Origin of the sequence: Alteromonas sp. BMJM2 (genome assembly GCF_027257845.1) — a bacterium.
Taxonomy (GTDB): domain Bacteria; phylum Pseudomonadota; class Gammaproteobacteria; order Enterobacterales; family Alteromonadaceae; genus Alteromonas.
The window spans coordinates 24,736-50,785 of sequence record NZ_JAPVOT010000016.1 but is presented as its reverse complement, the minus strand read 5'-3'; the positions used below and the strand labels follow the sequence as shown (position 1 = coordinate 50,785).

At 45.3% G+C, this 26,050-nt stretch carries 17 protein-coding genes; 10 read left to right on the top strand and 7 right to left on the bottom strand.

Going from position 1 to position 26,050, the window contains the following annotated elements:
- Positions 1–346 precede the first annotated feature (346 nt).
- Positions 347–1,267: a DUF808 domain-containing protein gene (locus O9X84_RS15225; RefSeq protein ID WP_269520553.1), complete on the bottom strand. Its 921-nt coding sequence runs from the start codon at positions 1,265–1,267 to the stop codon at positions 347–349.
- Between the two features lie 115 nt (positions 1,268–1,382).
- A complete protein-coding gene (locus O9X84_RS15220; RefSeq protein WP_269520552.1) occupies positions 1,383–2,255 on the bottom strand; it encodes a hypothetical protein in 873 nt (290 codons plus the stop codon).
- A gap of 404 nt (positions 2,256–2,659) precedes the next feature.
- On the opposite strand from O9X84_RS15220, the gene glnK reads away from it, so the two are divergent.
- From glnK to O9X84_RS15200, 4 genes are all read left to right on the top strand, one after another.
- Complete coding sequence (glnK, locus tag O9X84_RS15215) at positions 2,660–2,998, top strand: P-II family nitrogen regulator (RefSeq protein ID WP_032095165.1); 339 nt, start codon at positions 2,660–2,662, stop codon at positions 2,996–2,998.
- 32 nt (positions 2,999–3,030) lie between these two features.
- Positions 3,031–4,278 (top strand): ammonium transporter, encoded by a 1,248-nt coding sequence (locus O9X84_RS15210; RefSeq protein WP_032095166.1) that lies wholly within the window; start codon positions 3,031–3,033, stop codon positions 4,276–4,278.
- A 290-nt stretch (positions 4,279–4,568) separates the two neighbouring features.
- Positions 4,569–6,251 (top strand): gamma-glutamyltransferase, encoded by a 1,683-nt coding sequence (gene ggt / locus O9X84_RS15205; RefSeq protein WP_269520573.1) that lies wholly within the window; start codon positions 4,569–4,571, stop codon positions 6,249–6,251.
- Positions 6,252–6,399: 148 nt separating this feature from the next.
- Entirely contained in the window at positions 6,400–7,332 is a 933-nt protein-coding gene (locus tag O9X84_RS15200; RefSeq protein WP_269520551.1) for a Dyp-type peroxidase, read from the top strand.
- A 62-nt stretch (positions 7,333–7,394) separates the two neighbouring features.
- Here the strand turns inward: O9X84_RS15200 and O9X84_RS15195 are convergent, their stop codons facing one another.
- The 4 genes from O9X84_RS15195 to O9X84_RS15180 all read right to left on the bottom strand — a co-directional run bounded on the left by O9X84_RS15195 (position 7,395) and on the right by O9X84_RS15180 (position 11,827).
- The gene (locus O9X84_RS15195; protein ID WP_442864547.1) at positions 7,395–8,477 is read right to left on the bottom strand and encodes an adenylate/guanylate cyclase domain-containing protein; all 1,083 of its coding nucleotides are present in this window, start codon (positions 8,475–8,477) and stop codon (positions 7,395–7,397) included.
- A gap of 276 nt (positions 8,478–8,753) precedes the next feature.
- Positions 8,754–10,034 (bottom strand): glutamate-1-semialdehyde 2,1-aminomutase, encoded by a 1,281-nt coding sequence (gene hemL, locus O9X84_RS15190; protein WP_269520550.1) that lies wholly within the window; start codon positions 10,032–10,034, stop codon positions 8,754–8,756.
- 4 nt (positions 10,035–10,038) lie between these two features.
- A complete protein-coding gene (locus tag O9X84_RS15185) occupies positions 10,039–11,052 on the bottom strand; it encodes an aspartate carbamoyltransferase (protein ID WP_269520549.1) in 1,014 nt (337 codons plus the stop codon).
- Positions 11,053–11,182: 130 nt separating this feature from the next.
- Positions 11,183–11,827 carry a TetR/AcrR family transcriptional regulator gene (locus O9X84_RS15180; RefSeq protein WP_269520548.1) on the bottom strand — a complete coding sequence of 215 codons (645 nt, stop codon included), beginning with the start codon at positions 11,825–11,827 and terminating at the stop codon, positions 11,183–11,185.
- A gap of 119 nt (positions 11,828–11,946) precedes the next feature.
- On the opposite strand from O9X84_RS15180, the gene O9X84_RS15175 reads away from it, so the two are divergent.
- From O9X84_RS15175 to O9X84_RS15165, 3 genes are all read left to right on the top strand, one after another.
- Entirely contained in the window at positions 11,947–13,197 is a 1,251-nt protein-coding gene (locus tag O9X84_RS15175; protein WP_269520547.1) for an efflux RND transporter periplasmic adaptor subunit, read from the top strand.
- Entirely contained in the window at positions 13,197–16,349 is a 3,153-nt protein-coding gene (locus O9X84_RS15170) for an efflux RND transporter permease subunit (RefSeq protein WP_269520546.1), read from the top strand. The genes O9X84_RS15175 and O9X84_RS15170 overlap by 1 nt, the downstream gene beginning before the upstream one ends.
- Before the next feature lie 297 nt (positions 16,350–16,646).
- Entirely contained in the window at positions 16,647–17,345 is a 699-nt protein-coding gene (locus O9X84_RS15165; RefSeq protein ID WP_032095172.1) for a DUF2982 domain-containing protein, read from the top strand.
- Between the two features lie 73 nt (positions 17,346–17,418).
- Here the strand turns inward: O9X84_RS15165 and O9X84_RS15160 are convergent, their stop codons facing one another.
- Positions 17,419–20,556: a hybrid sensor histidine kinase/response regulator gene (locus O9X84_RS15160; protein ID WP_269520545.1), complete on the bottom strand. Its 3,138-nt coding sequence runs from the start codon at positions 20,554–20,556 to the stop codon at positions 17,419–17,421.
- A gap of 263 nt (positions 20,557–20,819) precedes the next feature.
- Here O9X84_RS15160 and parC point away from each other — a divergent pair, with 263 nt between their 5' ends.
- From parC to O9X84_RS15145, 3 genes are all read left to right on the top strand, one after another.
- The gene (gene parC, locus O9X84_RS15155; RefSeq protein ID WP_269520544.1) at positions 20,820–23,105 is read left to right on the top strand and encodes a DNA topoisomerase IV subunit A; all 2,286 of its coding nucleotides are present in this window, start codon (positions 20,820–20,822) and stop codon (positions 23,103–23,105) included.
- A gap of 61 nt (positions 23,106–23,166) precedes the next feature.
- Positions 23,167–23,706 carry a heme NO-binding domain-containing protein gene (locus O9X84_RS15150; RefSeq protein WP_269520543.1) on the top strand — a complete coding sequence of 180 codons (540 nt, stop codon included), beginning with the start codon at positions 23,167–23,169 and terminating at the stop codon, positions 23,704–23,706.
- An 8-nt stretch (positions 23,707–23,714) separates the two neighbouring features.
- The gene (locus tag O9X84_RS15145) at positions 23,715–25,874 is read left to right on the top strand and encodes a putative bifunctional diguanylate cyclase/phosphodiesterase (protein ID WP_269520542.1); all 2,160 of its coding nucleotides are present in this window, start codon (positions 23,715–23,717) and stop codon (positions 25,872–25,874) included.
- Positions 25,875–26,050 lie beyond the last annotated feature (176 nt).

The window sequence follows — 26,050 nt, the reverse complement described above, 5'->3', positions numbered from 1 at the left end:
CTAAAAAATAGTGTTTTTGACACTGACTTGATGAAATTCGCCAATCTTAAATTGGCCATTTGAATCTACTCAATGAAATGTGGTCTATGGCCTATTCATTACGATCTATTACATAGAGCCTATTAACTATGTCGACTAAACTTGGCCTACTAGTTTTGCCTTTTGGATTTATTCTATTGGATTGACTCTACCAAAATAAGATAAGAAGTAAGGTAAGAAGTAAGGAAAAAAATAAGGTTAGAAATAAGGTAGAGACGGAATACCACAGTGAGGTACGAGAGAAGGTTAGCCTTCCTTGCCACAAGGCTAACGATCAGCAGGATTATAAATTCGGTTGCAGTAAAAGCTACGATGAAGCTTTAAGCTTAGCAATGGCTGCTACCGCAAAAGCAATAATAGCTCCCGCCACCACGCCAACTACCCCATCGGCTAAAATAGACATAGCAAAGTCAGCACTGGGCACTAGCTCTGTTGCCCACACGGTTACGTGATGCAAAAAACCAATACTGTGAGTGAGGATGCCGCCGCCCACCAGGAACATGGCTATGGTGCCTACCACCGCAAGGGTTTTCATAATAGCCGGAGCTGCTACAAGAAGAGTTCGTCCAATTAAGCGCTGCATTGTGTTCATAGTGCCGGTGAGCGATTTGCGCAGCATATAAAGCCCCACATCGTCCATTTTTACCAAGCCTGCTACCAGTCCATACACACCAACCGTTATGGCTAAGCTCAAAGCAATTAAAACGCCCACTTGGGTTATTAATGTTGCGTCGCTAACGGTGCCTAAGGCAATCACTATAATTTCAGCTGACAGGATAAAATCGGTGCGTATTGCGCCCTTTATCTTTTTTTGCTCGAAGGCCACCATATCAACATTTTCATGAGCAATGGCTTCTATTCGCGCTTCCCGCTCCTGAATTTGATCTTCGTGAGGGAGATATTTATGCAACAGTTTTTCAGCCCCTTCAAAGCATAAATACAGCCCGCCTAATACTAACAGTACGGTAATCAGCGAAGGGACAAAAGCGCTAATGGCTAGGGCTGCAGGCACCAATATGGCCTTATTCAGTAACGACCCTTTTGCCACCGCCCACACAACAGGCAATTCTCTGTCTGCCTTGATGCCTTGCACTTGGTCTGCGTTTACCGCCAAGTCGTCACCCAAAACGCCAGCGGTTTTTTGGGCCGCTACTTTTGACATGGTGGCAATGTCGTCCATTAAGGTGGCAATATCGTCAAGTAAGGCAAGTAGATTAGCTCCAGCCACAGATTATTCCTTTTTAATGAGAGAGTTATTAAATTATTGGGCTACCAGATTATTAGATAGGCAGAATACGCTCTAACGCCAATGTTTGGCAACACAACATTACTCAAGCGATGCGTTAATTGGTTTGCTCGTCGTTTTCAGGTTTCTTATTTATACGAGCATCGATAAACCGTTTGTGCTCATTTCTTTTCGAGCACCTTAGGGTGCCTCCAGCCATTGTGCTAAGCGCAGCAAAAAGTGTATTAGTTGTGCCCGTGCAGTTCACGATTTTTACTGGACGCTGATTGTATAATTTCTCATCTCTATCTTCGCCTTTTCTGGGGTCGATAATGTTTGGGCTTCTTTTTTTTGCTGCATATGAAGAGGCAGCATTAGCAGATTCTTCGCCAATGCGGGCTTGATTATAGCTGTCTAAATAGTCGGTCGCGGCCTGTGCGCTAGACACATTTAAACGACCGGCTTTGCGGTTGATGAGGGGCTTCGAAACTTCTGAAGGTGCTTTTTTTGAAAGTGCCTCTTTTAGCTGTGGTGGGTGAGCGTCTGGCAAGGGCTTAGTTTCTGAAGGTTGCTTGGGCTCAGCGTTTGGCTTGTCCAGAATGTCAGCCGTGCTAGAAGTCTGTATTTCGCTGTCTGCTGATTCCTCCTCGCTTGCATCTACATTGACTACCTCTGACTTTTGCTTGCCTACCTCTTCCTTGTCGACCGTTTCTTTGTTTTCTGCTTCTTTGTTTAATAAAAGGCTAGGCTCAACAGTTTTTTTTGCGGGTGGCTGAAACAGCACGGCCTGTATTGTGGGGGCAGGGGAAAGCTCAGTAATAGCCGCTTTCTTTTTTTCAATACCATACTGGCTTACTACAACAACTGTGATGATTGCCCCAGCATGAATAAGCAGTGACGCCAATGCGGTACGCCATGCATAACGCTGTTTGCGTGCATGGTCTTGTAAGGGGCGCTCCGGCGCGAAAAACATCGCTGTATTTGTGCTCATTAGAACTAACAGACCCAGTAACCTAATGATAGTTCCGCTTCAGCGAGCTTTTGTACGCTGCGACGTTATGCTCTTTTTCTCCTTCGATAAACGGACTCGATTTTGTGCATCAACATTAAACAATTCGCGTTACCTGAAAAGCCCTTAAGCGTTGATAACAGGATATGAAATGGTCAATAGACGCTTCTACTCGTCTTAATTTATGGTGAATTGACCTTGTGCGCGTCATTGTTGGGCATTCCTTCCGCGCTGCACCTTAATGGTGCGTTGTTTTTGATTTATCTTCCTCTGATTTCGATTATCTATATGATTTTAATGCATAATTATTTGTGGCATGGCTCTTGGTATAGTAATCGTCAAGTACGCATTTTTGCAGAATAATCACAATAAACTGGGAGCATCACATGAAATTAGTCACTGCTATCATCAAGCCTTTTAAGCTAGATGATGTTCGTGAAGCCATTTCAGAAATCGGGATTGACGGTTTAACCGTTACCGAAGTAAAAGGCTTTGGACGTCAAAAAGGTCACACCGAACTCTATCGCGGCGCGGAATATCAGGTAGATTTTTTACCCAAAGTAAAATTGGAAATTGCCGTACAGGACGATCAGGTAGAGCGTTTGGTCGAGGCCATCGTTGGTGCTGCTAAAACAGGCAAAATTGGTGACGGTAAGGTCTTTGTGTACGACCTAGAACATGCCGTTCGTATTCGAACTGGTGAGTCGGATACCGACGCGCTGTAAGCCACAACGATATATTTGCGGAGAAAACCATAATGGAAATCACTTTTGAACTTGGGTATGCGCTAGATACCTTTTACTTCTTAATTTGCGGCGCGCTAGTTATGTGGATGGCTGCAGGTTTTGCAATGCTTGAAGCCGGCCTAGTTAGAGCCAAAAATACCACTGAAATTTTGACTAAAAACATCTCATTATTCGCCATTGCCTGCACCATGTATATGGTTTGTGGCTACGGAATCATGTACGGCGGTGGCGACTGGGGTCCTTTCCTTAGCGGCATCCTAAGCGACGGCGCAACGGGTGTTTCAGAAGACCCAGCAACTTATGCGCCTTCTGCAGACTTCTTCTTCCAAGTCGTCTTCGTGGCAACGGCTATGTCTATCGTGTCTGGTGCGGTTGCTGAGCGTATGAAACTTTGGGCTTTCTTAGCGTTCACCGTAGTAATGACTGGTTTCATCTACCCGATGGAAGGTGCATGGACTTGGGGCGGTGAAGCGGTATTTGGACTGTACACGCTAGGCGATTTAGGTTTCTCAGATTTTGCAGGCTCGGGTATTGTTCACATGGCGGGTGCAGCAGCTGCACTGGCGGGTGTGTTAATTCTTGGTGCTCGTAAAGGTAAATATACTGCAGATGGTAAAGTCAATGCTATTCCAGGTGCTAACCTGCCTCTAGCAACGCTAGGTACATTTATCTTGTGGATGGGTTGGTTCGGGTTCAACGGCGGTTCGGTACTAGCTACTGCAACAGTTGAGAGTGCAAACTCTGTTGCCATCGTATTTATGAACACTAACGCCGCTGCAGCTGGTGGTACTATTGCTGCGCTTATCGTGGCGCGTATCTTATTCGGTAAAGCTGACTTAACAATGGCACTAAACGGTGCGTTAGCAGGTTTGGTTGCTATTACAGCTGAGCCGTCTACGCCTAGCCCATTAGAAGCAACCTTATTCGGTGGTCTTGGTGGGATCTTAGTAGTACTTAGCATTGTTGGTCTTGATAAGCTTAAGATTGATGATCCAGTAGGTGCTATCTCAGTTCACGGTGTTGTTGGTTTACTTGGACTTCTACTTGTTCCAATTACTAACGACGGTTCAAGCTTCTCTGGTCAGCTTATTGGTGCGGCAACTATCTTTGTTTGGGTATTCGTAGCCAGCTTAGTAGTATGGTTAGCGCTTAAAGCAACGATGGGTATCCGTGTTACTGAAGAAGAAGAGTTTGACGGTGTAGACATGAGTGAATGTGGTTTGGAAGCATACCCAGACTTCACCAGCGGACGCTCATAAACACACGTATCAATTTACATTGATGTAGGCAGCGACAAAAACACAATAATGCCTAACTACCATCACTTAAGCCTCGCATTTGCGAGGCTTTTTTCGTTCTGCGATAAACCTAGGCGTATTGCGCCTTAAACGCTACACTAGAAATGGAAGTTCAAAGAGGTTTCAACACGAAACTGCCAATGGCTAACGTAAGCACACTAACATTGTTTATAAAAAACGTGCGTTGAATCAAAAAGAGAAACGACGGGATTACTGAGATGAGAGCTAAACTAATACACTCACTTTTCGCGATGACGTTCGCAATTACACTATGCAGCACGCTTTGTATATCGTCTTCACAGGCTTACGACAGAGTAACAGGCAAGCCATTCGCCAGCCGGTCGGAGGTTATAGCGCAGCATGGCATGGCGGCAACCAGTCAACCCTTAGCAACGCAGGTCGCTCTGGATGTGCTTAAGCAAGGTGGAAGTGCTGTCGATGCGGCTATTGCAGCAAATGCTATGCTTGGCCTAGTAGAGCCTACAGGGAGTGGTATAGGAGGAGACTTATTCGCCATTGTATGGGATGCCAGTGAACAAAAGCTAGTTGGTTTAAATGCATCAGGTCGTTCTCCCCGTTCACTGACTAAAGCGGTGTTTGCAGAGCGCGGATTAAATAAGATCCCCAAGTTTGGTCCTTTACCTGTATCTGTTCCTGGTGCGGTAGACGGTTGGTTTGAGTTACATGAAAAGTTCGGCAAGTTACCCATGTCTACTCTTCTTACTCCTGCTATCGAATACGCGAAAAATGGCTTCCCAGTTTCAGAATTAATCGCGTATTACTGGCAAATGAATAAAGACAGAATAGGCCACTACGATGGATTTGCAGAAACCTACCTTGTTAACGGCAATGTGCCTAAAAAAGGCGACATATTTAAGAATCCTGGGCTTGCGGTTACCTATGAAAAAATAGCGACCGGTGGCCGTGATGCGTTTTACAAAGGAGATATTGCTCGCGCCATTGATGCGTATATGGAAGCTCAGGGCGGATTTCTTTCTTATCAAGATTTAGCGTCTCATACATCACAATGGGTTGAGCCAGTATCAGCAAATTATCGTGGTTACGATGTGTGGGAACTGCCTCCAAACGGACAAGGTATTGCTGCACTGCAGATCCTCAATGTACTCGAACGCTATGATATAGAGGGCATGGGGTTTAATTCTGCCGATTATATTCACACCTTTGTAGAAGCAAAAAAGCTGGCATTTGAAGATAGAGCAAAGTTTTATGCTGACCCAGACTTCAATGACATACCTGTAGACTGGCTAATTTCCAAAGAGTATGCCAAAAAGCGACAAGCGCTCATTGATATGGAAAAAGCAGCGTCCCGGGTAGATGCAGGTATTTATGAGGGCGATACTATTTACCTAACTGTGGCAGACAAAGACGGCAATATGGTGTCGCTAATTCAAAGTAATTATCGCGGAATGGGGTCGGGTATGACGCCGCCGGGTTTAGGTTTTGTACTGCAAAATAGAGGTGAAATGTTTACGCTAGAAGAGGGGCACTACAACGAGTATCGCCCCGGCAAACGTCCCTTTCATACCATTATTCCGGCTTTTGTTACCCGAAACGGTCGCCCTGTGATGAGCTTTGGGGTAATGGGCGGTGGCACACAGCCTCAAATGCACGCACAAATTATTGTGAATATTCTGGATTTTGGGATGAATTTGCAAGAAGCAGGTGATGCACCACGGATTCTCCACAGTGGCTCAAGCAGTCCAACGGGTGAATTAATGTTAGACGGCGGCTATGTAAGCTTAGAGTCAGGGTTTGATGAGGCGGTGCAGCGCGAGCTTATGGAGAGAGGCCATAAGCTGCAGCGTGTAGTCGGTGCATTTGGCGGCTATCAAGCCATTGCTTGGGATGCCAAAAAAGGGGTGTATTTTGGCGCCTCTGAAAGCAGAAAAGATGGACAAGCTGCGGGGTATTAAGCACACTGATAGCGCTCATCACAGCAAGGGATTTAACCGCTTTTAGCAGAAGTTGTATTACGCTTGTCAAAGCGGTTAATAAGCGCTGTTTGAATGAGTAGTTTTTATAAGTGCTTTAAGAAAACTTCAAATAATAACAAGAGCTGCAATGACACAACCACAAAAAGGCATATGCGCAGAGCCAAATTTGCATGCGCAATATTTGATGCTCAATGTTGTCGACGAAGACAGCGAAGCCGTAAGAGCAAAATTAGCGAGAGTGCTCGATATTTTCGAACATTTTGAAAATGAGCATTACGAAGCCATGATTACCGGTGTGATTGCGGTGGGCACCAGCTATTGGGCCGATGTATATCCCGGGCTAATTCCCGTTGAGCTTGCTCCTTTTCCCGATATGCAGTGTGAAGACAGAAGCGCCCCAACTACCCCTTGCGACTTATTTATTCAGATTAGAGCAGACCGGCTTGATATTTGCCACGCCGTTGGTATTGAGGTGATGGACCTACTGCGCATCCACGTTGAGTTGGTAGAGCAGGTGCGGGGTTTTCGCTACCTCGACGGTCGCGACCTCAACGGCTTTCTTTACGCTACTGATAATCCTAGAGGAATGGCTCGCAGAAAGGTCGCTATCATTAGCGAAGAGGACGACCCCGATTTTCAAGGGGGAAGTTATTTACACGTGCAGCGTTATCGTCATGATCTCAGGCGCTGGAATAGCTTGTCTGAGCGACAAAAAGAACAGGCGATGGGAACCACTCAGCAGCACAATTTGCCTAGTGTTGAACAGTCTCAGTCGTCCCATTGCCTTCGCGCGACAAACTCATCTCATGAAGACGAAAGCCCTAAACTTATGAAACAGGGAATGCCCTACGGGGATATGGCATCTCAAGGTTTATTCTTTGTGAGTTGTAGCGCAAGTGCTCGGCCTTTTAAGCACATGCTGCAAAGCCAAATTTACGGAAATGGAGAAGGGGATTATGACCGCTGGCTAGACTTTACCAGTGCAGAAACCGGCGCTGCATTTTTCGCACCCTCAGTTAACTTTATAAAAGCGCAGGCGATGCTATCCAAAGATGGTTGAGCGGGTAAGCAAATTAGAAAAACAGTAACGGCTAGGGCGTGTTGGTCTTTATTGCCCTACGTTTATTGAAGAACGAGTGCACCGTCCCAGTCATCATCTAAGTCTATATTTCGATATATACGGCATACGTCAATATGATGTTGAGCGAGGCTATCGTTTGGGTTTTCGTCTAACGCCTTTTCAAAGTAAGTAATCGCTTCGTCCCACTGTTTATTGATACGACATGCAAGCCCTGCAGCAATTTTGGATTGAACCGAGTATCGAACTTCTTGTTCCGCGTCGCTAAGGTGACTCAATACCTCATAGATTTCAATTGGCGCCTGTCTGCCTTTCACGCGTACCCAATCAAGCAAGCGTGTTTTAATGGGGTAGCCTGCCCCCAAGGTTTGAAGCACCTGTGCACTCACAATGATATCTGCTTTATATTTTGGTGTTAGCGCCTCAAGGCGTGAAGCTATATTAACACTATCACCGATAACGGTGGTATCCATGCGATCCTCAGACCCCACTGTTCCCATAATGACGGTGCCAAAATGTATCCCTATACCCATGTTCACGGCGGCATAGTCACTGTTTTTTCTATGTCCATTATAAATAGTCAGTGCTTTCCTTAAGTCTATTGCCGCATTTAATGAATCGATAGCTTTGTCTCTTGCCGTACCCCCCGGATGGTCGAATAAGGCCATAATTCCATCGCCCATGAACTTGTCAATAAAGCCGCTGTTTTGATGGATAGGATCGTTCATACGGGTAAAATATGAATTCAAAAAGTTCATCAATTCTTGAGGTGTTACGCGCTCAGAAAAGCCGGTAAATCCTCTAATGTCGCAAAACATGATAGCGACTTCATTTTCGGAGGCGTAGCCTAAACCAAGGTTTTCTACATCGGAATTGGCCATGTGTTCAACAAACTGTTTGGGAACAAACTTTTGGAAGGTCTGGTTTAATCGCATGGCCTCATCAGCAGCCTCTTGAAAACGCATTTCTTTTTCAATATCCAAGTCAGTACTGCGCCTGTCCTTTTTATACTGGGCTACCCTTCGCGCAAATCGTCGGCTGCGTTTAATAAGCAGTATTGTTATAACGGCGCTATAAATGAGGACTAAAACTATCCCTATTCCTAAAAACCATTCCATAGATGACATTAGCTAATCTTATTTTAAGTGACTTTCACGGTGAAAACGATTGCGTCTAAACAACATAATACGAAACTATTTGGATTGTACGACTTCATTTCTTGCACTAAGGTAAACGTATATCCCAGTGAAATTCAAGTGAACAATTGTTGAAAAAAGAGATCGATACAAAAGGATTGCTGCGACAAAGAGTTCGAGTCGTATTAGTCTTTTCATTTTTTTGTCAATTAAAGAGCACAACATTTGAGGTGCTCTTTACGTCAACACATTTAGTGTAAACAGGCTTTACAGCGTGGCAAATACCTTATCTGCCGCCGCGAGTGTTTTTTCAATAACACTTGCGTCGTGAGCTTTAGATACAAAGCCTGCCTCATAAGAGGCTGGGGCTAGGTATACCCCCTCGTTCAGCATGCCGTGATAAAACTTATTAAATTGCTCGGTGTTGCAATTAATGGCCTGTTTATAGTTCGTCACCTTCTGAACGTCGGTGAAGAATATCCCAAACATACTGCCTGCAACATTAGTAGTTAGACTAATATTGTGCTTGTCGGCCAGTGCCTGCATGCCATCTACCAGCGCCTGCGTATTCTCAAAGATTGAGTCATAGAGGTCTTCTTGCTGCAGTTGCTCCATAGCGGCAAGGCCTGCGGCCATCGCCACTGGGTTGCCCGAGAGCGTTCCTGCTTGATATACAGGACCAGTGGGAGCTATATGAGTAATAATATCTTTTCTGCCGCCAAAGCAGCCTACCGGCATGCCGCCGCCGATAACTTTGCCAAGGCACGTGAGGTCGGGTTTAACACCGTATCTCTCTTGTGCACCGCCACGAGAAACACGGAAGCCCGTCATGACTTCGTCAAAAATCAGTACGCTCTCGTACTCATCGCATACCGCCCGAAGGCCTTCAAGAAAGCCATCTACCGGTGGAATACAGTTCATGTTGCCAGCAACTGGCTCTACAATAATACAGGCAATGTCGTCGCCATGAGCCTTGAAGATCTCTTTAACCGATTCGATATTATTGTATTCAACGGTGAGCGTGTGCTCCGCCACATTCGCAGGTACGCCAGGGGAGCTTGGTACGCCCAGTGTCAGCGCACCTGACCCCGCTTTTACTAACAATGAATCGGCATGCCCGTGATAGCAGCCTTCAAATTTTACAATTTTGTTGCGACCTGTATAGCCTCGAGCTAGTCGTATTGCCGACATTGTTGCCTCGGTGCCAGAGTTTACCATGCGCACCATCTCCATGGACGGCACCATTTTACTCACGGTTTCAGCCATAATAACTTCGGCTTCAGTAGGCGCGCCAAACGATAAACCGCTGTAAGAAGCCTCTATGACAGCCTCTCTTATCTTGGGATTATTGTGCCCGAGCACCATTGGGCCCCATGACTGAATGTAGTCAATGTACTGTTTGCCGTCTACATCCCACATGTATGCACCATCTGCTTTAGTAATAAAGCGAGGTGTTCCACCTACTGCTTTAAAAGCGCGCACGGGTGAGTTTACACCACCTGGTATGGTAATTTGAGCTCGGGCAAATAGTGTTTCAGATTTTGTCATGTAATTACTTACTCTTATTGCTGTACCAAACGACGTCACGTTCGTATTTTGTGACCAAATGCTCTACACCAAGAGTGAGGGCAAATAAGGCCATTCTTACCAACACACCATTATCGGTTTGTCGGAAAATGGCTAGGTTTGGATTAAGGTTTAAATCGTTGTCTAGCTCGTTGGCTTCCATACGAGAATCTCGAGGAAGTGGATGCATAATAACGGTCTTAGACTGAAAGTGCCGTGTGTAAATCGATTGATTTAACCGAAACTTTCCGCGGTATTTGTTGGCTTCATCTTGTGAAGGAAATCGCTCTTCTTGAATACGGGTTTGATAACAAATATCTGCATCCATATTGCCCTCTAGAGTATCGGTAATAGTGAGCTGGTGACCTGCCTGCTCAATAGCATCAATAACCGGCTGTGGCATGGCTAATTCTTGCGGCGATATTAAGGTAAAACGAACGTTATTAAATAAACACAGTAAGCGGGACAATGAATGGACGGTTCGGCCGTAGCGCAAATCGCCTATCATGGCGATATGAAGACCGTCGATACCTTGACCGTTGTATTCTAACTCGCGTTTAATAGTAAATAGGTCTAATAGAGCTTGAGTAGGGTGCTCGTTTGCACCGTCGCCGCCATTAATAACTGGAACCCGGCTACCTTCAGCAAACTCTGCTACAGAGCCCGCAGCTGGATGACGCATGGCAATAATATCAGAATAACCGCTCAACACTCTTGCTGTATCGTAAAGAGATTCGCCCTTTGCCAGCGCTGAACTCGACATTCCTGTGGTTTCTCGCACTTCACCGCCTAATAAATTAAAAGCGGTACCAAAACTCACTCGAGTTCGGGTGCTAGGTTCAAAAAAAAGATTACCAAGAATGGCACCTTCTAACACCGTAGTGCGCTTTTCTCGTCTTGCATAAGGTTGCATGGAATCGGCTACTGAGAATACCTTCTCAATGGCCTCCCGATCAAATTGATTAACCGAAAGAATATGGTTACCCGTAAAGTCAGACATGAGCCACTCAATCATTAACGAAAACGTCGCTAGTGTATAACAAACCGCGGAATAAGTAATCTTTCAAGGGTAAACACTAACCATATTACGGGAATGTAATTGACTCACTTGTTGCAGCTCATCGTGAGCATTATTTATTGCGATAATAGGCAAGCAAAACGGCTATTTTTTCTGCGGCTAAGCTTACGTGTTCATGAATATGTGCATCATTCATCACCGAGTGAATTCCGCACAATAACATGGTGTGAAATTCACCTTTCAGTAATGCGCAATAATCGATGGCAAGTTGATTTGCTTGCTCTGACGTTAAATCACCTTTGCCTAATTGCCAAATTGTATGACCAAGAGCGTCTAGTGAGCGTTTCGGACCGGCTTGATAAAATAGCGACGCCACGTGAGCGTTATTAACAGCCTCGGCAATGATTACCCTAAATATACCCACGGTCTCGGGGTCTTGAATAAGACGTATATATTGTCTGCCAATCTTATGAAGACACTCTGTAATGCTCGGCTCGTGTTGTGCTGACTCAAAAACTTCAGGGGTATCGAGCTGGTATGCCCGGCACTTAGACGATATCGCTGATTGAAATAGAACGTCTTTATTTTCAAAATGAGAGTAAACCGTTTGCTTTGAAACGCCAGAGGCTTTAGCAATACCGTCCATAGACGTCTTAGTAAAGCCATCCTTCAAAAAAAGTCGCGATGCAGCCTGTAAGATAAGCCGAGATTTCTCTTCACTTTTCGGTCTTCCTTGTTTTCTTATTTGCGACACCATGATCCTCGCTTGTGAAATAAAAGAATATAACGAATAAATAATATCATACTGGACGGTCTAGTATTTATATACTAGCATCGCACTATGCATTTGCAAACATCATCACTGAGTGTAAAAACATGAATATGAATTCTGCTGATACCTCGTCAACGGCAAGTAAAGCATCCTTATACGTTGCAATCGTCGTTTTTACTGCCGCGCTGGTGCTGCTGTTGGTAGCAGCTGGAATAGGTAATGCCGCGCAGAAACCTCAGGCGAGAGCGCCCCTGTCTGTCGTTACCGGCACAGTAAAGGTGCAACAGCAATTTGAAACACCCATCAATGTTTTTGGTTTAGTGGAATCTCCAAAATCAACCTCATTGTCATTCGACACTGGCGGTCAACTGGAGGAGGTGCTGGTTGAAGAGGGTGATGTGGTGTCTAAAGGGGATGTTGTCGCTCGGCTAGATACTCAGCGCTTAAAAGCACAGCAAGAGGAACTAAACGCCTCTTTAGTGCGAGTTAAAGCAGATTTGAACTTAGCCAAGATTAATAACGATAGAACACAATCATTGGTAGACCGAAAGTTAGAGTCTGCACAGCGACTGGATGAAACAAATGCTTCCCTTAGTGTGGCCAATGCCAGAGTAGACGAAATTGAAGCATCCCTTAATTCGATGAATGTGGCACTTGATAGAGCCGTACTTTATGCGCCATTCGACGGTCAAGTAAATCAACGCTTCTTTGATGAGGGAAGTGTTGTCAACGCCGGGATGGCGGTCATTGGTATTACGAGTAACGAGCAATTTCAAGCTCGCTTTGCAGTGCCAGCAGATATTATTGACCAGTTTGATATTGGTGAATCTGTCACTCTTCGAATTGGTGAGCAAAATGCAGCGGGCGTAGTCACTCAACGCCTTGCTGTGAGAAATATACAAACCAGAACCGTTGATATTCTGGTAACCCTGAACAGCAATGACAAAGTACGACCTGGTGATATGGCTATTTTGTTTGGTGCGCGCTTGCACAATGAACAAGGTAGCTGGCTACCTGTGACAGCATTAAGCAACGGGCTACGTGGCCTATGGCGAGTATTTGTATTAGGCGATGCAGATCAAACTGAGAGCGGCACAGCGCTTGAAGCAAGAGTGGTGGAGGTGGTTTACACCGACGGGAACAACGCCTTCGTCCGTGGGGCGTTAAAAGAAGGCGACCGCTATATCGTAGACGGTACCCACAAGCTGTCACCTGGACAGCGGGTATCCGCAGCCAGTGCGTCAACTCAAACGCAGACACAAACAGAGCGTAAACCTTACTCTGTGCGCAGTTCCCTAGAAAGCGGCGGTCAAAGCGGCGCTCAAAACAGCGCGCAATACGCTGGAGCGCAGTAATGAAAACCCCTCACGTTGGTGTAAGTAAAGACTACCCATGGTATACGCTTTTTTATCGTCGGGGACATCTGCTGGTATTAAGTTTGGTGATCATCATTGTCGCCGGTCTATCAGCGCTAGGCTCGTTACCACGTATTGAAGACCCTAGGATCGATACGCGCAATGCGCTAATTATCACCCAGTATCCAGGGGCGTCGGCAGAGCGTGTAGAAGCGCTTGTCAGTGATGTTTTAGAGGACAGGCTGCGAGAAATATTTGAAATCAAAGAGGTAAAATCTACATCTCGGGCGGGGATTTCAGTCATATTAATAGAAACCCAAGATTGGGTTGATAACAGCACTAACGAAGAGCTATTCAGCGAGATTCGAGATGCCATTGGGGCTGCGTCAGCGCTTTTCCCTGAAGGTGCCTTAGACCCTGTCTTTGATGAAAAGCGCGGGGCAACCGCCTTTACGCTGCTACTTTCCCTTCGTGCCGAGTATCCGGACACAACGCCTGTTACAGTCACGTCTCGCCTTGCTGAGGAGCTTACCGATCGTCTTCGAAACGTTAACGGCACTGAATTAGTTAGGGTATATGGTGAGCCTAACGAAGAAGTGAGCGTTAGCGTAGACCCCATTAAGTTAGCGGCTACAGGTTTAACGCTGCAGCAGGTTAGCACTATTATTCGCAATGCCGATCCTAAGCTGCCCGCAGGCATGTTAAACACGCAACAGAGCAACTTACGCTTTAGTGTGGGCGAGGGGCTCACCGGCGTTGATATGATTGCATCGGTCCCATTAGTCAATCGCGACGGTCGCTACTTACGCGTTGAAGACATTGCGAGCGTCACTCGTAGTTACAGTACGCCACGCAGTGAAATTGCATTTTTAGATGGCGAAGAATCTATTTTTGTTGCGGCTAGAATGCAGCCCTCATTACGTTCTGATGTGTGGACTCAAAATGCACTTGCAGAAGTCGAGCAGTTTAATCGCGATTTTGGCGGTACGCTTACCGCGTCAGTCGCTTTTGAGCAAAACGAATACACGGCCACCCGTTTAGCCGATTTATCAATGAATTTGTTGATGGGTTGTGCGGTGGTGATGTTGGTTATTTTGCTATTCATGGGCTTTAGGGCTGCATGGATTGTGGGCTTAGCGCTTCCGCTATGCGCATCTTTCACGTTGTTCTCGCTGAGTTTTTATAACGAACAAATTCATCAGATGTCCATTTTTGGCATGATCATCGCCATCGGTCTTCTCATTGATAACGCTATCGTTATAACAGATGAGATTCGACTCAATTTACAAGACCCTCAGCTTACCCGAGTAGGGGCAATGGCGAAAAGTGTGGCGCATTTATTCGCGCCGCTACTCGCCTCAACTCTCACAACGGTGTTGGGTTTCATGCCAATATTTTTGCTGAATGGGAACATTGGCGACTTTATTGGGCCTATCGCTATTAGCGTGGTAATGGCCCTAATTGGCTCCTTGTTTATCTCTCTTACCATTATTGCTGCGCTGGCAGCGCGCTTTTTACCGAAAAATGACGGCGTTTCATTGGATACCACGAAAGCTGCTGGCTCCCCGTGGTGGCAGGTGGGCATTCAGGCACCGGCGTTAACGTTAGCTTTCAGCCGCCAGCTAGGACGCTGGATAAAACAGCCGAAGCTCGTTATTTCAGTTATTTGCATACTTTGCTTATCAGGGTTTGCCTTGTCTACACGCTTAGCGAATGTGTTTTTCCCCAGTGCCGACAGAGACCAGTTTGAAGTGTATCTGTGGACGAAAGAAGGCAGCAGTATTAACAATACTACAGACTATGCGTTGAACGTGGATGCCAAAATTCGCCAGTATGAAGGCGTGAATCAAGTCACCTGGCTAGTGGGCGGTTCCGCGCCCTCGGTATATTACAATCAAACCATGACACGAGATAACATGCCGTACTTTGCCAATGCGGTGATAACCACCAACACTGTTGAAGGGGCCTCATCGCTCGTCGGCAAGCTGCAGCAAGATTTAGATAGCGCATACCCAGAAATTCAAATTGTGGTGAAAGGGTTTGGGCAGGGGCCGCCCATTGCTGCGCCGGTGGAAGTCGAGATATTTGGGCCTGACCTAAACGTATTGAACGAGTTAGGGGAGCAGGTAAGAGCGCTGATGTCAGAGGTTGACGGCATTTCTCAATCAATAGCCAGCATTTCTATGGGCGAGCCAGAACTTAACGTTGTTACAGATAGCGATAGCTTGTCGTATTTAGGGATATCTTTGGCCGATCTTGCTGCGCAGATGCAAATCAACTTCTCTGGGATCACCGGTGGATCAGTATTAGAAAGTACTGAGGAGGTCCCCGTCAGAGTGAGGTTGGCAGAGTCATTTAGACAAGATGTCTCCGATGTCGACGCTATGCCCATACCTGTGGCTAATGATAGCGTTCTCTCATGGTCACCTTTGGCGGCGGTGACATCGCTTTCGCTAAAGCCGGCTACTAGCAGTATTACCCGTATTAACGGCGAGCGCCTTAATCGTATTCAAGCATTTTTATTACCCGATGTACCGGCAATAGATGCGAGCAATACGTTGAGAGAGAAGCTCAATGAGCATTTGGTGTTACCCCAAGGCTATCGAATTCATTTAGCAGGGGATGCCGATGAACAGCAACAAGCGTTAGGTCAGCTTGGGACCTACGCGCCTGTATTGTTGGTATTAATGATTACAACGCTTATTCTCACTTTCTCAAGCTTAAGAATGGCAGGGGTGATTGTGCTAGTCGCAATGTTATCCGTTGGTCTTGGTATGTTCAGTTTGTGGCTTTCCGGACTCCCCATAGGCTTTAATCCGCTGCTTGGCTGCGCCGGACTTATCGGGGTTGCTATCAATGGTTCTATCGTGGTGATAGCGGCAATTAATGCTAACCCGCAAGCGAAGCAAGGTGATACGAAAGCCATAGTGGAAGAAACAATGAGCTGTAGCCGACACATATTATCGACTACATTTACAACGGTGGGTGGACTCATACCGCTATTGTTATTCAGTGAGGGAAGTTTCTGGCCTCCACTTGCTGTTGTTATTGCGGGCGGCGTGGGTTTCTCGGTCATTCTATCTCTGGTATTTACCCCAACCATTGTGGCCGCATTTAAGCGTAATCAGCACAAAAGGTTAGTGAGTGAATAATACAACGCCACAGGCTGATTGGTTTAGATAGCAACGGATTTAAGCAGTAATGTGTTTAAGTAGTCATGAGCTTAGGTAAACTATCTGTTTTTAAATCGCGTATATAGAGATTATCTTAACGTCAGCACGTCAGCACGTGAGACGTGATGGGATTGTACATTTTGTCATAGGAAGCGTCGGCACATATGCAAAAAAAGCCTTTTCTTTTTTTCCGCTGGTGGAAGACCGATTGTGCTAAGTGCAAGCGTGTACGTTTATACCTTCTTTGGGCCGTTATTATGTTGGTAGTGTATTTTTATGTCTGGCAGTAGTGCAGAACCCATTTATATTAGAGCCGCTTCTAAAAGCAATGGTTTAACGAGCATTGTGATTGGCTGCGTGGGGTTAGTTGTGTCTGCCCTGTGGCTTAGCTTTCTTCCGGAATGGCTGTTTTTGGCGGGTATTTTCATGACCAGCGCAGCACTGGTGTGCTTACTTATCGGTTACTTTAAAATACGCGAACCTAACTACAGCTTAGAAATTGCCAAAGACTACATCACCTACCGACACCGGTTAGGCAGCTGGCGTATTCATTGGGATAATTTACAGCGAGCTGATTGTCCACGTATTCGCCATGGACTTGATCAGGTGGCGCTTGAAACCGTGGGTTTTAAGGTGAAAAGTTATACCGACTTTTTGAAAACCATTTCACCGCGCTTGGCCACTCACTTGCTCATGGAGCAACGTCCTTTGCTGCTGCATAACTCGGACAGTAACTGTGCGACGGGAAGCTGTTACGAACAATCTATGTTCGACGACAAGCACTTTGTTTTAGAAGATGGCACGCCTATCACCGGTATCAAAGCAATGTTGGCTCACCGTATGGTAGAGCTTAGAAAACGTTTGGGCTACGATATCTTCATAGCAAGCTCTGAACTTGATAGAGAAGCCGTAGATTTCGCTGCATTAATTGTTCAGTGTCAGCACGCACGCTCTGCTCCTGTTGAAGAAAGCTGAGGCTCTCGTTGAAAAGAGCTGAGGCTCCTAGAGAGAAAAGCAAAAGTCTCTGACTTGGTAAAGCGCCCTAGGGTTAATGCAAGGCGTTAACGTTGTTTTCCTCAATGATTTTTTGCGCCTCTTTAACCAATGCCGGCAATAACTCTTCTACCAAATCTGTATGATTCAGTTTAAGGGCTATTTCCAGTTCTTTGGCTAGGTTTTGTAGCCGTGGCAAACCGGTATAGCAGCAGGCTCCATGAAGTTTATGCACTTCAGCAGAAAGCTCGTCAAATGCGAGCCTTTCCATTTGCGACTCTAGGGCATGTAGGGTATCTGGCAGCATTGCAATGAAGTCGTTTAATAACTCTTTTGCCGCGGCTTGGTTTTGATTTGCACGCTTTAAAGCCAACTGCCAATCTACCGAAGGGAAGGTAAGCTCGCCTGGCTCTATGTCATGACACCACGACTTGATTAGAGTGAGTAACGACTCAACGTCAATAGGTTTAGATAGGTAATCATCCATCCCAGATGCAAGTAACTTTTCCTGCTCCTCTTTTAACGCATGAGCTGTAACGGCCACAATCGGTGTCCCCATATTTATCGGCGACTGACGAATTTCACGAGTAGCGTGTACACCATCCATTCCCGGCATCTGAATATCCATCAAAATCAGGTCAAACTCTTGGGTTTGACATTTATTGACCGCATCTTGGCCGCTTATTGTGGTCGTCAATTCAATAGCTGAGTCGTCAAGCCATGTATGGAGAAGTTTCAAATTCATTTCAATATCATCAACTGCAAGCAACCTCGCCTTCGGTAAAGTATCTATTTTTTCTTTCAAAGGATTAGCGGCTGAAATAACTTGCTCTTTCATTAAACTGCCTAGCTTAGTGATCGTCATAGGCATGCGAACTTGGCAGTGGAAATGCTGGTATAAGTTGGGGTATTTCATGAATGGGTCCGGCCCCGAATACCAAAGCACTCTATTTTTAGCAGGAAACTCGACGAACTGACGTAAATGATTAAGCCTTGAGTCTAGATGACTGACAGGTACGGTAGCCATGATGTAATCATATTGTCCCTTCAGACCACTAAGGTACTCGATAGATTCGGCGCAGGTAATTTCTGCACCCAACAGTTTGAGTATTTTCGCACTGGCCTGGCGTGTTGAGGGAATAGGATCGAAAATAACCACTTTTTTACCCTGCCAGTCGGGATTGGAAGACAGTGCATATTTTTGGCTAAGTTGATTCATCCGCAATGATACGTTAAATATCGACCCTTGCCCGGGAGTGCTTTTCAGCGTCAGCGTGCCGTCCATCATATTGACTAATTCACGACTAATCACAAGCCCAAGACCCGTGCCTTGATAGTTCCTATTTAACGCATCGTCCACTTGTGAAAATGCGCTAAATAATTTTTTCTGATCTTGTCGGCTTATACCAATACCTGTATCGCGAATCACAATATTGACTTCGTGAATGCCGTGGTCGAGTGAACGGCCGCTAACGGATAGGGTAATACTTCCTGTTGATGTAAATTTCAGGGCATTACTGAGCAGGTTATTCAGTATTTGTTTAATTCTAAATACATCACCTAACAGCTTTTCAGGTAGAGGAGCGAGTTCAAAAACAAACTCAATGCGTTTGCTATGCGATGACTTGGCCATAATTGCCACCATTTCTTCAAATAGCTTATTTGGCGAAAAAGGTTGGCTATTTAAACTCAGCTTACCGGCTTCTATTTTTGAAAAATCGAGCACGTCGTTAACAATGGTGAGCAAACTATCAGCAGCAGTATTGACAATTCTTACCTGCTCTTGCTGGTCAGGGGGAAGCGATGCGTTGTTCAATTCTTTACTAAAACCTAAAATGGAGTTTAGCGGGGTTCTTATCTCGTGACTCATATTGGCTAGAAACTGAGATTTAACATGGCTGGCTTTTATGGCGTCTTTGCGAGCAATATCTAAACGAACGTTTTGCTCTTCAATTAACTCCATATTGTTGTGCAAGTCGTTGGTAGCCTGTTCTACATCATATTCCAACTGCCCACGACTTTTCTCCATCAATGCAATGGAGAACAAGCTTGCTTCTAGGAATACTCCAACTTGAAAACAGTAGGTGGTGAATTCGTTCACAGGCGCAACGCCTAATAAACTCAGCATACCAATAGTGGCACCAGTAGCTAATAGCCCCCAAGCAAAAATAAAGTACCTAGCAGGTTTAAACCTGTTGAAGTAAGCCTCAAAGCCTGCAGATATATAACTTAATATTGAAACCAACCCCACACCATACACCAAGTTGTTTTTCCACATTGGCGGCAAAAGATTAGCAAAGCAGACAATACCAATTATAGTTTGCGTAACCAGCATAAGCTGTAAGATGGAATGTAGGGTTGGTGCATGTTTTTCGCTTTCTAAAAACGTAATGGTAAACAGGCCAGAGGTAATGCCAATAAGAACAAAAATAAGCTCAGTATGCCCTACTAACCACGCCGGAATGCCGTGAGCAAAAATAAAATGCGTGTGCCCACCCCAGACTACCTGCCAGAGAATAACGGTGAAGATATAGCCAACGTAGGTTAAAACACTTTTCTCCCTAACAGCGAAGTAAAGAACGAGGTTGTAAATAGCGAGAATTAATAAGCCGCCATAAAATACACCCCATAACAGACTATCAATCTGAAAATAACGGCTGTGTTTTTCTGCTGACTGGGCGCGCAAGGGGACAATAATACTGGAAGACTGACTTTCAACTCGAATGTAGAGGTCGACGGGGCTTGCTGATTCTATTCGAGTGGACAGTGTGGGTATGCGAAAGCGCTGCTCTTTTTGTAATTTGCCCTGATGGCTTTGCGCGATGACGTTGCCATCTTGGATAAGGTAAAAATCAACTTTATCCAACTGGCTAAAATTAATAGAAAATACCCAGTCGGATTCATTAGATACGTTGGTTACCGACTTAAGGAGCCAAACCGCGTTATCTTGAAATCCAAAATTAGGGTTTTTGCCCGAGTGCACTAGAAAATCATTCTTACGCCTGGCAATGTCACGAATGCTTAATTGATAGTTAGTTTCGTATAGATAGTACAATGAATCGGAGAGCTCGTGTGTGGAATTCTCATCATACAACTGCTCAATATGCTGGGCACGAGCAATAGAACTGAATAAACAACCGAGGGCGACGCTCACAATACAAAAAGTCAAAAGCAAAGCGCGAAAAAAAGGCATGACTATATATTCGTTTTTAATTTTATAATATTAAACCACTGTTTTCTCTGTATAACAAAGGATCGCGAGTAAAACTAATAGTGATAAGCCCCGAGCTTTTTTATCATTTCATTTATTCGTATTATTTGCACCGACAAGCGGTTTACCCCACAATGAAGTAATACGCTCTTGTACTTACCCAAAAAAGGCGTGCTATCTCACTTTTACAGCGACCTCGCAAAAAACAAGCGCATTGGTATTAATAACAAAACGAAAAAATTATCATGAGTGACGAGATCATTATTAGTAACGACGGTGTGGAACAGCTCCCAATGAGGCGTTTCGCGGAAGATGCTTATCTTAACTATTCCATGTATGTAATTATGGATAGGGCGCTTCCTCATATTTCTGATGGTTTAAAGCCTGTTCAGCGGCGTATTATTTACGCAATGTCAGATCTTGGACTAAGCGCTAACGCGAAGTACAAAAAGTCTGCGAGAACCGTAGGTGACGTACTTGGTAAGTTCCATCCCCACGGTGATTCGGCTTGCTACGAAGCTATGGTGTTGATGGCGCAGCCGTTTTCTTACCGCTACCCGTTGGTAGACGGACAAGGAAACTGGGGAGCACCGGATGACCCCAAATCATTCGCGGCTATGCGTTATACCGAAGCTAAGCTGTCTCGTTTTGCTGAAGTACTATTAAATGAATTAGGCCAGGGCACCGTCGATTGGGTTCCAAATTTCGACGGTACGTTGAATGAGCCTAGTACACTGCCTGCGAGGCTTCCTCACATACTCCTTAACGGTGTCACGGGGATTGCAGTAGGAATGGCAACAGACATTCCCCCTCACAATGTGAGAGAGCTAGCAACAGCCTGCGCCATGCTGCTTGATAACAGTAAAGCAGATTTAAACGATGTGCTTGAGCATGTTCAAGGGCCAGACTATCCCACAGACGCAGAGGTGATCACGCCGAAAGCGGATATTCGTAAGCTCTATGAAACGGGGCGCGGTTCAATAAAAATGCGTGCTGTGTACCACGAAGAAAATGGTGATATCGTCATAACAGCATTGCCTCATCAGGCTTCAGGCGCCAAGATTCTAGAACAAATTGCGTCGCAGATGCAGGCGAAAAAACTGCCAATGGTAAGTGATTTGAGGGATGAGTCTGACCATGAAAACCCGACGCGCTTAGTGGTTACCCCTCGGTCTAATCGCATTGATGTACTGCAGCTTATGCAGCATCTTTTTGCCACCACGGATTTAGAAAAGAATTATCGTGTAAACCTGAATATGATTGGGCTAGATGGACGCCCTCAAGTAAAAGATTTACGTACGATTTTGGCAGAGTGGCTACAGTATCGAAAAGATACCGTAACCCGTAGGTTGCAGTATCGATTAGACAAAGTGCTAGCCAGACTGCATATCTTAGAAGGCTTACTCATCGCCTTTTTAAACATCGATGAAGTTATCGATATTATTCGCACCTATGATAAGCCAAAACCAGAATTGATATCGCGCTTTGGTTTGAGCGATACGCAAGCTGAAGCTATTTTAGAGCTTAAACTTCGCCATCTTGCCAAGCTGGAAGAAGTGAAAATTAAAGGTGAGCAAGAAGAGCTCGCGGCAGAGAGAGATAAGTTACAAACCTTATTAGGCTCTGAACGACGCTTAAAAACACTGATTAAAAAAGAAATCTTAGCCGATGCGGAAAAGTATGGCGACGATAGACGTTCGCCAATCATTGAGCGCGGCGAAGCAAAAGCATTGTCTGAAAAAGAGCTAATACCTGCCGAATCAGTAACAGTGGTATTGTCAGAAAAAGGTTGGGCTCGCTGTGCTAAAGGCCATGATATCGATGCTGAAGGGCTAAGCTATAAAGCAGGAGATGGATACCTCGGTAGTGCTGAGGGTAAGAGTAATCAACCTGCGGTATTCATGGACTCATCAGGACGAACCTTTTCCTGTGATGCTCACGGTCTACCGTCGGCAAGAAGTCAGGGAGAGCCGTTAACCGGACGATTTAGCATTGTCGGGGGAGAGTCTTTTGAACACGTTATTATGGCCTCAGATGACAGTAAATTCTTAGTAGGCTCTGACGCTGGCTACGGCTTCTTGGGAACGTTCAAAGATATGGTAAGTAAGAATAAGGCTGGTAAAGCTTACCTGTCGTTACCCAAGGCGGCGAAGGTAATGACTCCCATGCCGGTAAGCGATCCTGAAACAGACCTTTGCTTAAGCATTTCTAATGAAGGTCGTATGTTAATGTTCCCACTACGTGATTTGCCTAGTTTAGGCAAAGGCAAAGGCAACAAGCTCATCAACATTCCATCAGCGAAGTCTCAGGCAAGAGAAGAGTTCGTCAAAGTGCTTACCGTTGTGCCTGAAGGTGCATCGATTAAAGTGGCCGCCGGTAAACGAAATATGACTTTGTCTGCTGAAGACTTAGCGCATTACCAAGGTGAAAGAGGACGAAGAGGGAATAAGCTCCCAAGGGGGTTACAACGTGTGGATAGTGTAGAAGTTGTCATTGAAAAAACGAATAATCAAGACGAAAACCTATTATAAATTTTGTTGTTAACAATGTGTGTGAACTACACTTTCGTTAGAGCATTGAAGGAAACCGTATATGTTGGGTATTGTTTTTACGTCGCTGATCGATATGTTAGAAGAAAACGTGTCGCCAGAATTTGCCGATGACGTCATTGTGGAAGCAGAGCTAGAAAACGAGGGCGCCTACACAGCAGTAGGTTATTACCCTTATGAAGATATGGAGCGGCTGTTGGGTGTGCTGGTGGAAAAAACCGGGAAATCTGCCAACGAGCTGCTGTATGATTTCGGTTATTTTCTTTTTGGAAAATTAGGGGCCGCTCATGGTGATGTGCTAGCAAATACCGATAATATGCTGGATATGCTGGGCCACCTTGACGACGATATCCATGTACAGGTTAAGAAGCTCTATCCTGACGCAGACTTACCACGCTTTAAGGTGTTGTCGAGAACCGACACGACAATGCGATTACAGTACTACTCTGAACGCAATTTATTTGCCCTTGCAGAAGGTCTTATGGATGGTGCCGCCGACTACTTCAATTGTAAATTAGAGCGTGAGACACACCAGCTGAGTACTCCCCATACTTACGAATTCAGCATAGCTGTAGTGGCCTAGGCTTATTTATGCCGCACAATTACACGGACAGTGAAAGGCAAATAGAGTTACTTGAGCGCCGTTTAAAGCGTGAAAGAAATGCACGCAAAGAAGCTGAAGGCTTACTTACAAAAAAGTCGCGGCAGCTATATGATGCGCTCCGTGAAAGTCAGCAGTCTCAAGTCGACTTAGAGCTAGCGTTATGGGCTTCCCAAGAATCTTTTTGGAGTTGGCAAGCTGATGGCGACATTATGGAGATCCGTTCGTTTTCGCTATATAGTGGCAATAGCTCAACGTGGTCTGGCACTATCATAGAGCTAATGGCACGTGTGCATGAAGATGATATTGAAAACCTGCAGTTTCATTGGTCTATGGCGATACACGGTAACCGAGATCGTATTGAGGTATCGTTTCGCTTACTCTTCAAGGCTGATTATCAGTGGATACGGCTACGAGGGCGGGTGCTAAAAAGAGGAAGTGTTAGTGAAGCGCTCAATATTGTTGGCACCACCAAAGATATCACTCAACAGCGTAAAGCAGAGCAATCCTTTGATTTAATGGCATCTGCATTTGCCAGCTCGCGAGAGCCTATGCTGGTGTTAACTCCCGACCTTGTCATCACCGAATGTAACGACGCCTTTATTCGCTTGTTAGAGGCCCCGGTAAAAGAAAAATGCATTGGCGAAAACTTTAATGAGCTATTGGCAACTGCTAAGGTGAATGAACAGCAGCTTATGTGCGATAAGCAGCTGCGCTTTGAATCAAAGATAGATTCGTTTTCTGGTAAAACACGCGTCGTCGATATTTCTATAGCCGTGTTCGAGGCATATCGGCAAACCTCCTCTTATTTGATCGCTACACTACGTGATGTTAGCGACAAAAAGCGCAATGAAGCGCGATTGAAACAGTTAGCACAGCATGACGATTTAACGGGCCTGTCTAACAGAAATTGGCTCCGCGAGTCTATCGAATCGTATGCAGCAAGCGGCGAGCCTTTTCTCCTTATTTTCCTTGATTTAGACGGCTTTAAAGCCATCAATGACACCGCAGGTCATGATAAAGGTGATGAGGAGCTTCAGCGAGTTTCCGCACTGTTAACCGCTATGTTTGGACCTATTGGCGAGGTTGGACGATGGGGTGGTGATGAATTTCTAGTGGTGCTCAAAGAAGAAGCCTCTGGCAGCGTCAAAGAAAAATGTGAGAGGCTAATAGAGCAAATCGAAGAGGATGTGATTTATGCCAAAGGCACTGAGTTGCGATTATCCTCAAGTATCGGTATTGCCGCATATCCACAGCACAGTAACGGAATAAAAAGCCTCATTCAATGCGCTGATGCCGCCATGTACAGAGCGAAAGAGTTGGGTAAAGGGCGCGTGTTTGTCTACGAAACTGGCCTCTACGAGAGTATGACGCAGCAGGTAAGCATGGTGAACGACCTGCGTAAAGCGGTAGAAAATCATTTGCTCGATTTTTATATACAAGGGAAATACGATCTTCACGGCAACTTAAAGGGTGGGGAAGTGCTGTGCCGCTGGATTTCAGGTCTACACGGAGTGGTATCGCCTGGCATATTCATACCTATTGCCGAGGAGCATAACCTTGACAGCGCCATTGGCTTACAAGCAATCGAAGCGGCCTGTGACTATATTTCAATAATGGAATCACAGCAGGGCGAGGCTATTCCATTATCAGTGAACATTAGTGCAAACCAAATGCTCGATGAAACGTTTCCAGAGAAAGCGTTAGACATCTGCCTTACAAGTCACGTCTCTCCCGAGTACATTGAGTTAGAGCTTACTGAATCGGTGTTTGTAAGGGATGAAAAAACCGCATTACGTTCATTAAATACACTGCGAGAGCTTGGATTCCGGCTCTCATTGGATGATTTCGGTACCGGTTTTTCGTCATTAAGTTACTTGCGAATGTTTCAGTTTCAGGTAGTCAAAATCGATAGAAGTTTAGTGAGTGGAGTACATCGAGACAGCAAAGCTTATGCGTTATTTAGCGGTATAGTGACTATGCTTCGAAGCCTAGAAATTGAGGTTGTAGTGGAAGGTATAGAGCTGGAAACTTACTTGCCCTTTATGGAGCAGGCCGACGTGAAACTTATGCAGGGTTTCTATTTCGACAAGCCAATGCCGTATGACCAGTTTCTAGCACGCCATACTTCAGGCTCTAAGCGCTATTGATAGTCTTGCGAATAAAAACTTTGAATAGCGGTGATGTACACCCAAGTTTATATAGAGAATCGTAAATAAAGGCATTAATAACTCAGGCTCAATAAAAAAGCCCAGCGTCACATGTTGTGACGCCAAGACTTTTTTTTATCGCGTTTTCTATAGTACGGCTTCACCGTATTAAGACT

Bases quoted from the DNA above. Each gene is read 5' to 3' on its own strand.
- O9X84_RS15210 (WP_032095166.1), top strand. From the start codon at position 3,031: ATGGAAATCACTTTTGAACTTGGGTATGCGCTAGATACCTTTTACTTC.
- hemL (WP_269520550.1), bottom strand. From the start codon at position 10,034: ATGACAAAATCTGAAACACTATTTGCCCGAGCTCAAATTACCATACCA.
- O9X84_RS15160 (WP_269520545.1), bottom strand. From the start codon at position 20,556: ATGCCTTTTTTTCGCGCTTTGCTTTTGACTTTTTGTATTGTGAGCGTC.
- parC (WP_269520544.1), top strand. From the start codon at position 20,820: ATGAGTGACGAGATCATTATTAGTAACGACGGTGTGGAACAGCTCCCA.
- O9X84_RS15195 (WP_442864547.1), bottom strand. From the start codon at position 8,477: ATGTCATCTATGGAATGGTTTTTAGGAATAGGGATAGTTTTAGTCCTC.
- O9X84_RS15145 (WP_269520542.1), top strand. From the start codon at position 23,715: ATGCCGCACAATTACACGGACAGTGAAAGGCAAATAGAGTTACTTGAG.
- O9X84_RS15200 (WP_269520551.1), top strand. From the start codon at position 6,400: ATGACACAACCACAAAAAGGCATATGCGCAGAGCCAAATTTGCATGCG.
- O9X84_RS15165 (WP_032095172.1), top strand. From the start codon at position 16,647: ATGTCTGGCAGTAGTGCAGAACCCATTTATATTAGAGCCGCTTCTAAA.
- O9X84_RS15180 (WP_269520548.1), bottom strand. From the start codon at position 11,827: ATGGTGTCGCAAATAAGAAAACAAGGAAGACCGAAAAGTGAAGAGAAA.
- O9X84_RS15170 (WP_269520546.1), top strand. From the start codon at position 13,197: ATGAAAACCCCTCACGTTGGTGTAAGTAAAGACTACCCATGGTATACG.
- ggt (WP_269520573.1), top strand. From the start codon at position 4,569: ATGACGTTCGCAATTACACTATGCAGCACGCTTTGTATATCGTCTTCA.
- O9X84_RS15150 (WP_269520543.1), top strand. From the start codon at position 23,167: ATGTTGGGTATTGTTTTTACGTCGCTGATCGATATGTTAGAAGAAAAC.
- O9X84_RS15220 (WP_269520552.1), bottom strand. From the start codon at position 2,255: ATGAGCACAAATACAGCGATGTTTTTCGCGCCGGAGCGCCCCTTACAA.
- O9X84_RS15175 (WP_269520547.1), top strand. From the start codon at position 11,947: ATGAATATGAATTCTGCTGATACCTCGTCAACGGCAAGTAAAGCATCC.
- O9X84_RS15185 (WP_269520549.1), bottom strand. From the start codon at position 11,052: ATGTCTGACTTTACGGGTAACCATATTCTTTCGGTTAATCAATTTGAT.
- glnK (WP_032095165.1), top strand. From the start codon at position 2,660: ATGAAATTAGTCACTGCTATCATCAAGCCTTTTAAGCTAGATGATGTT.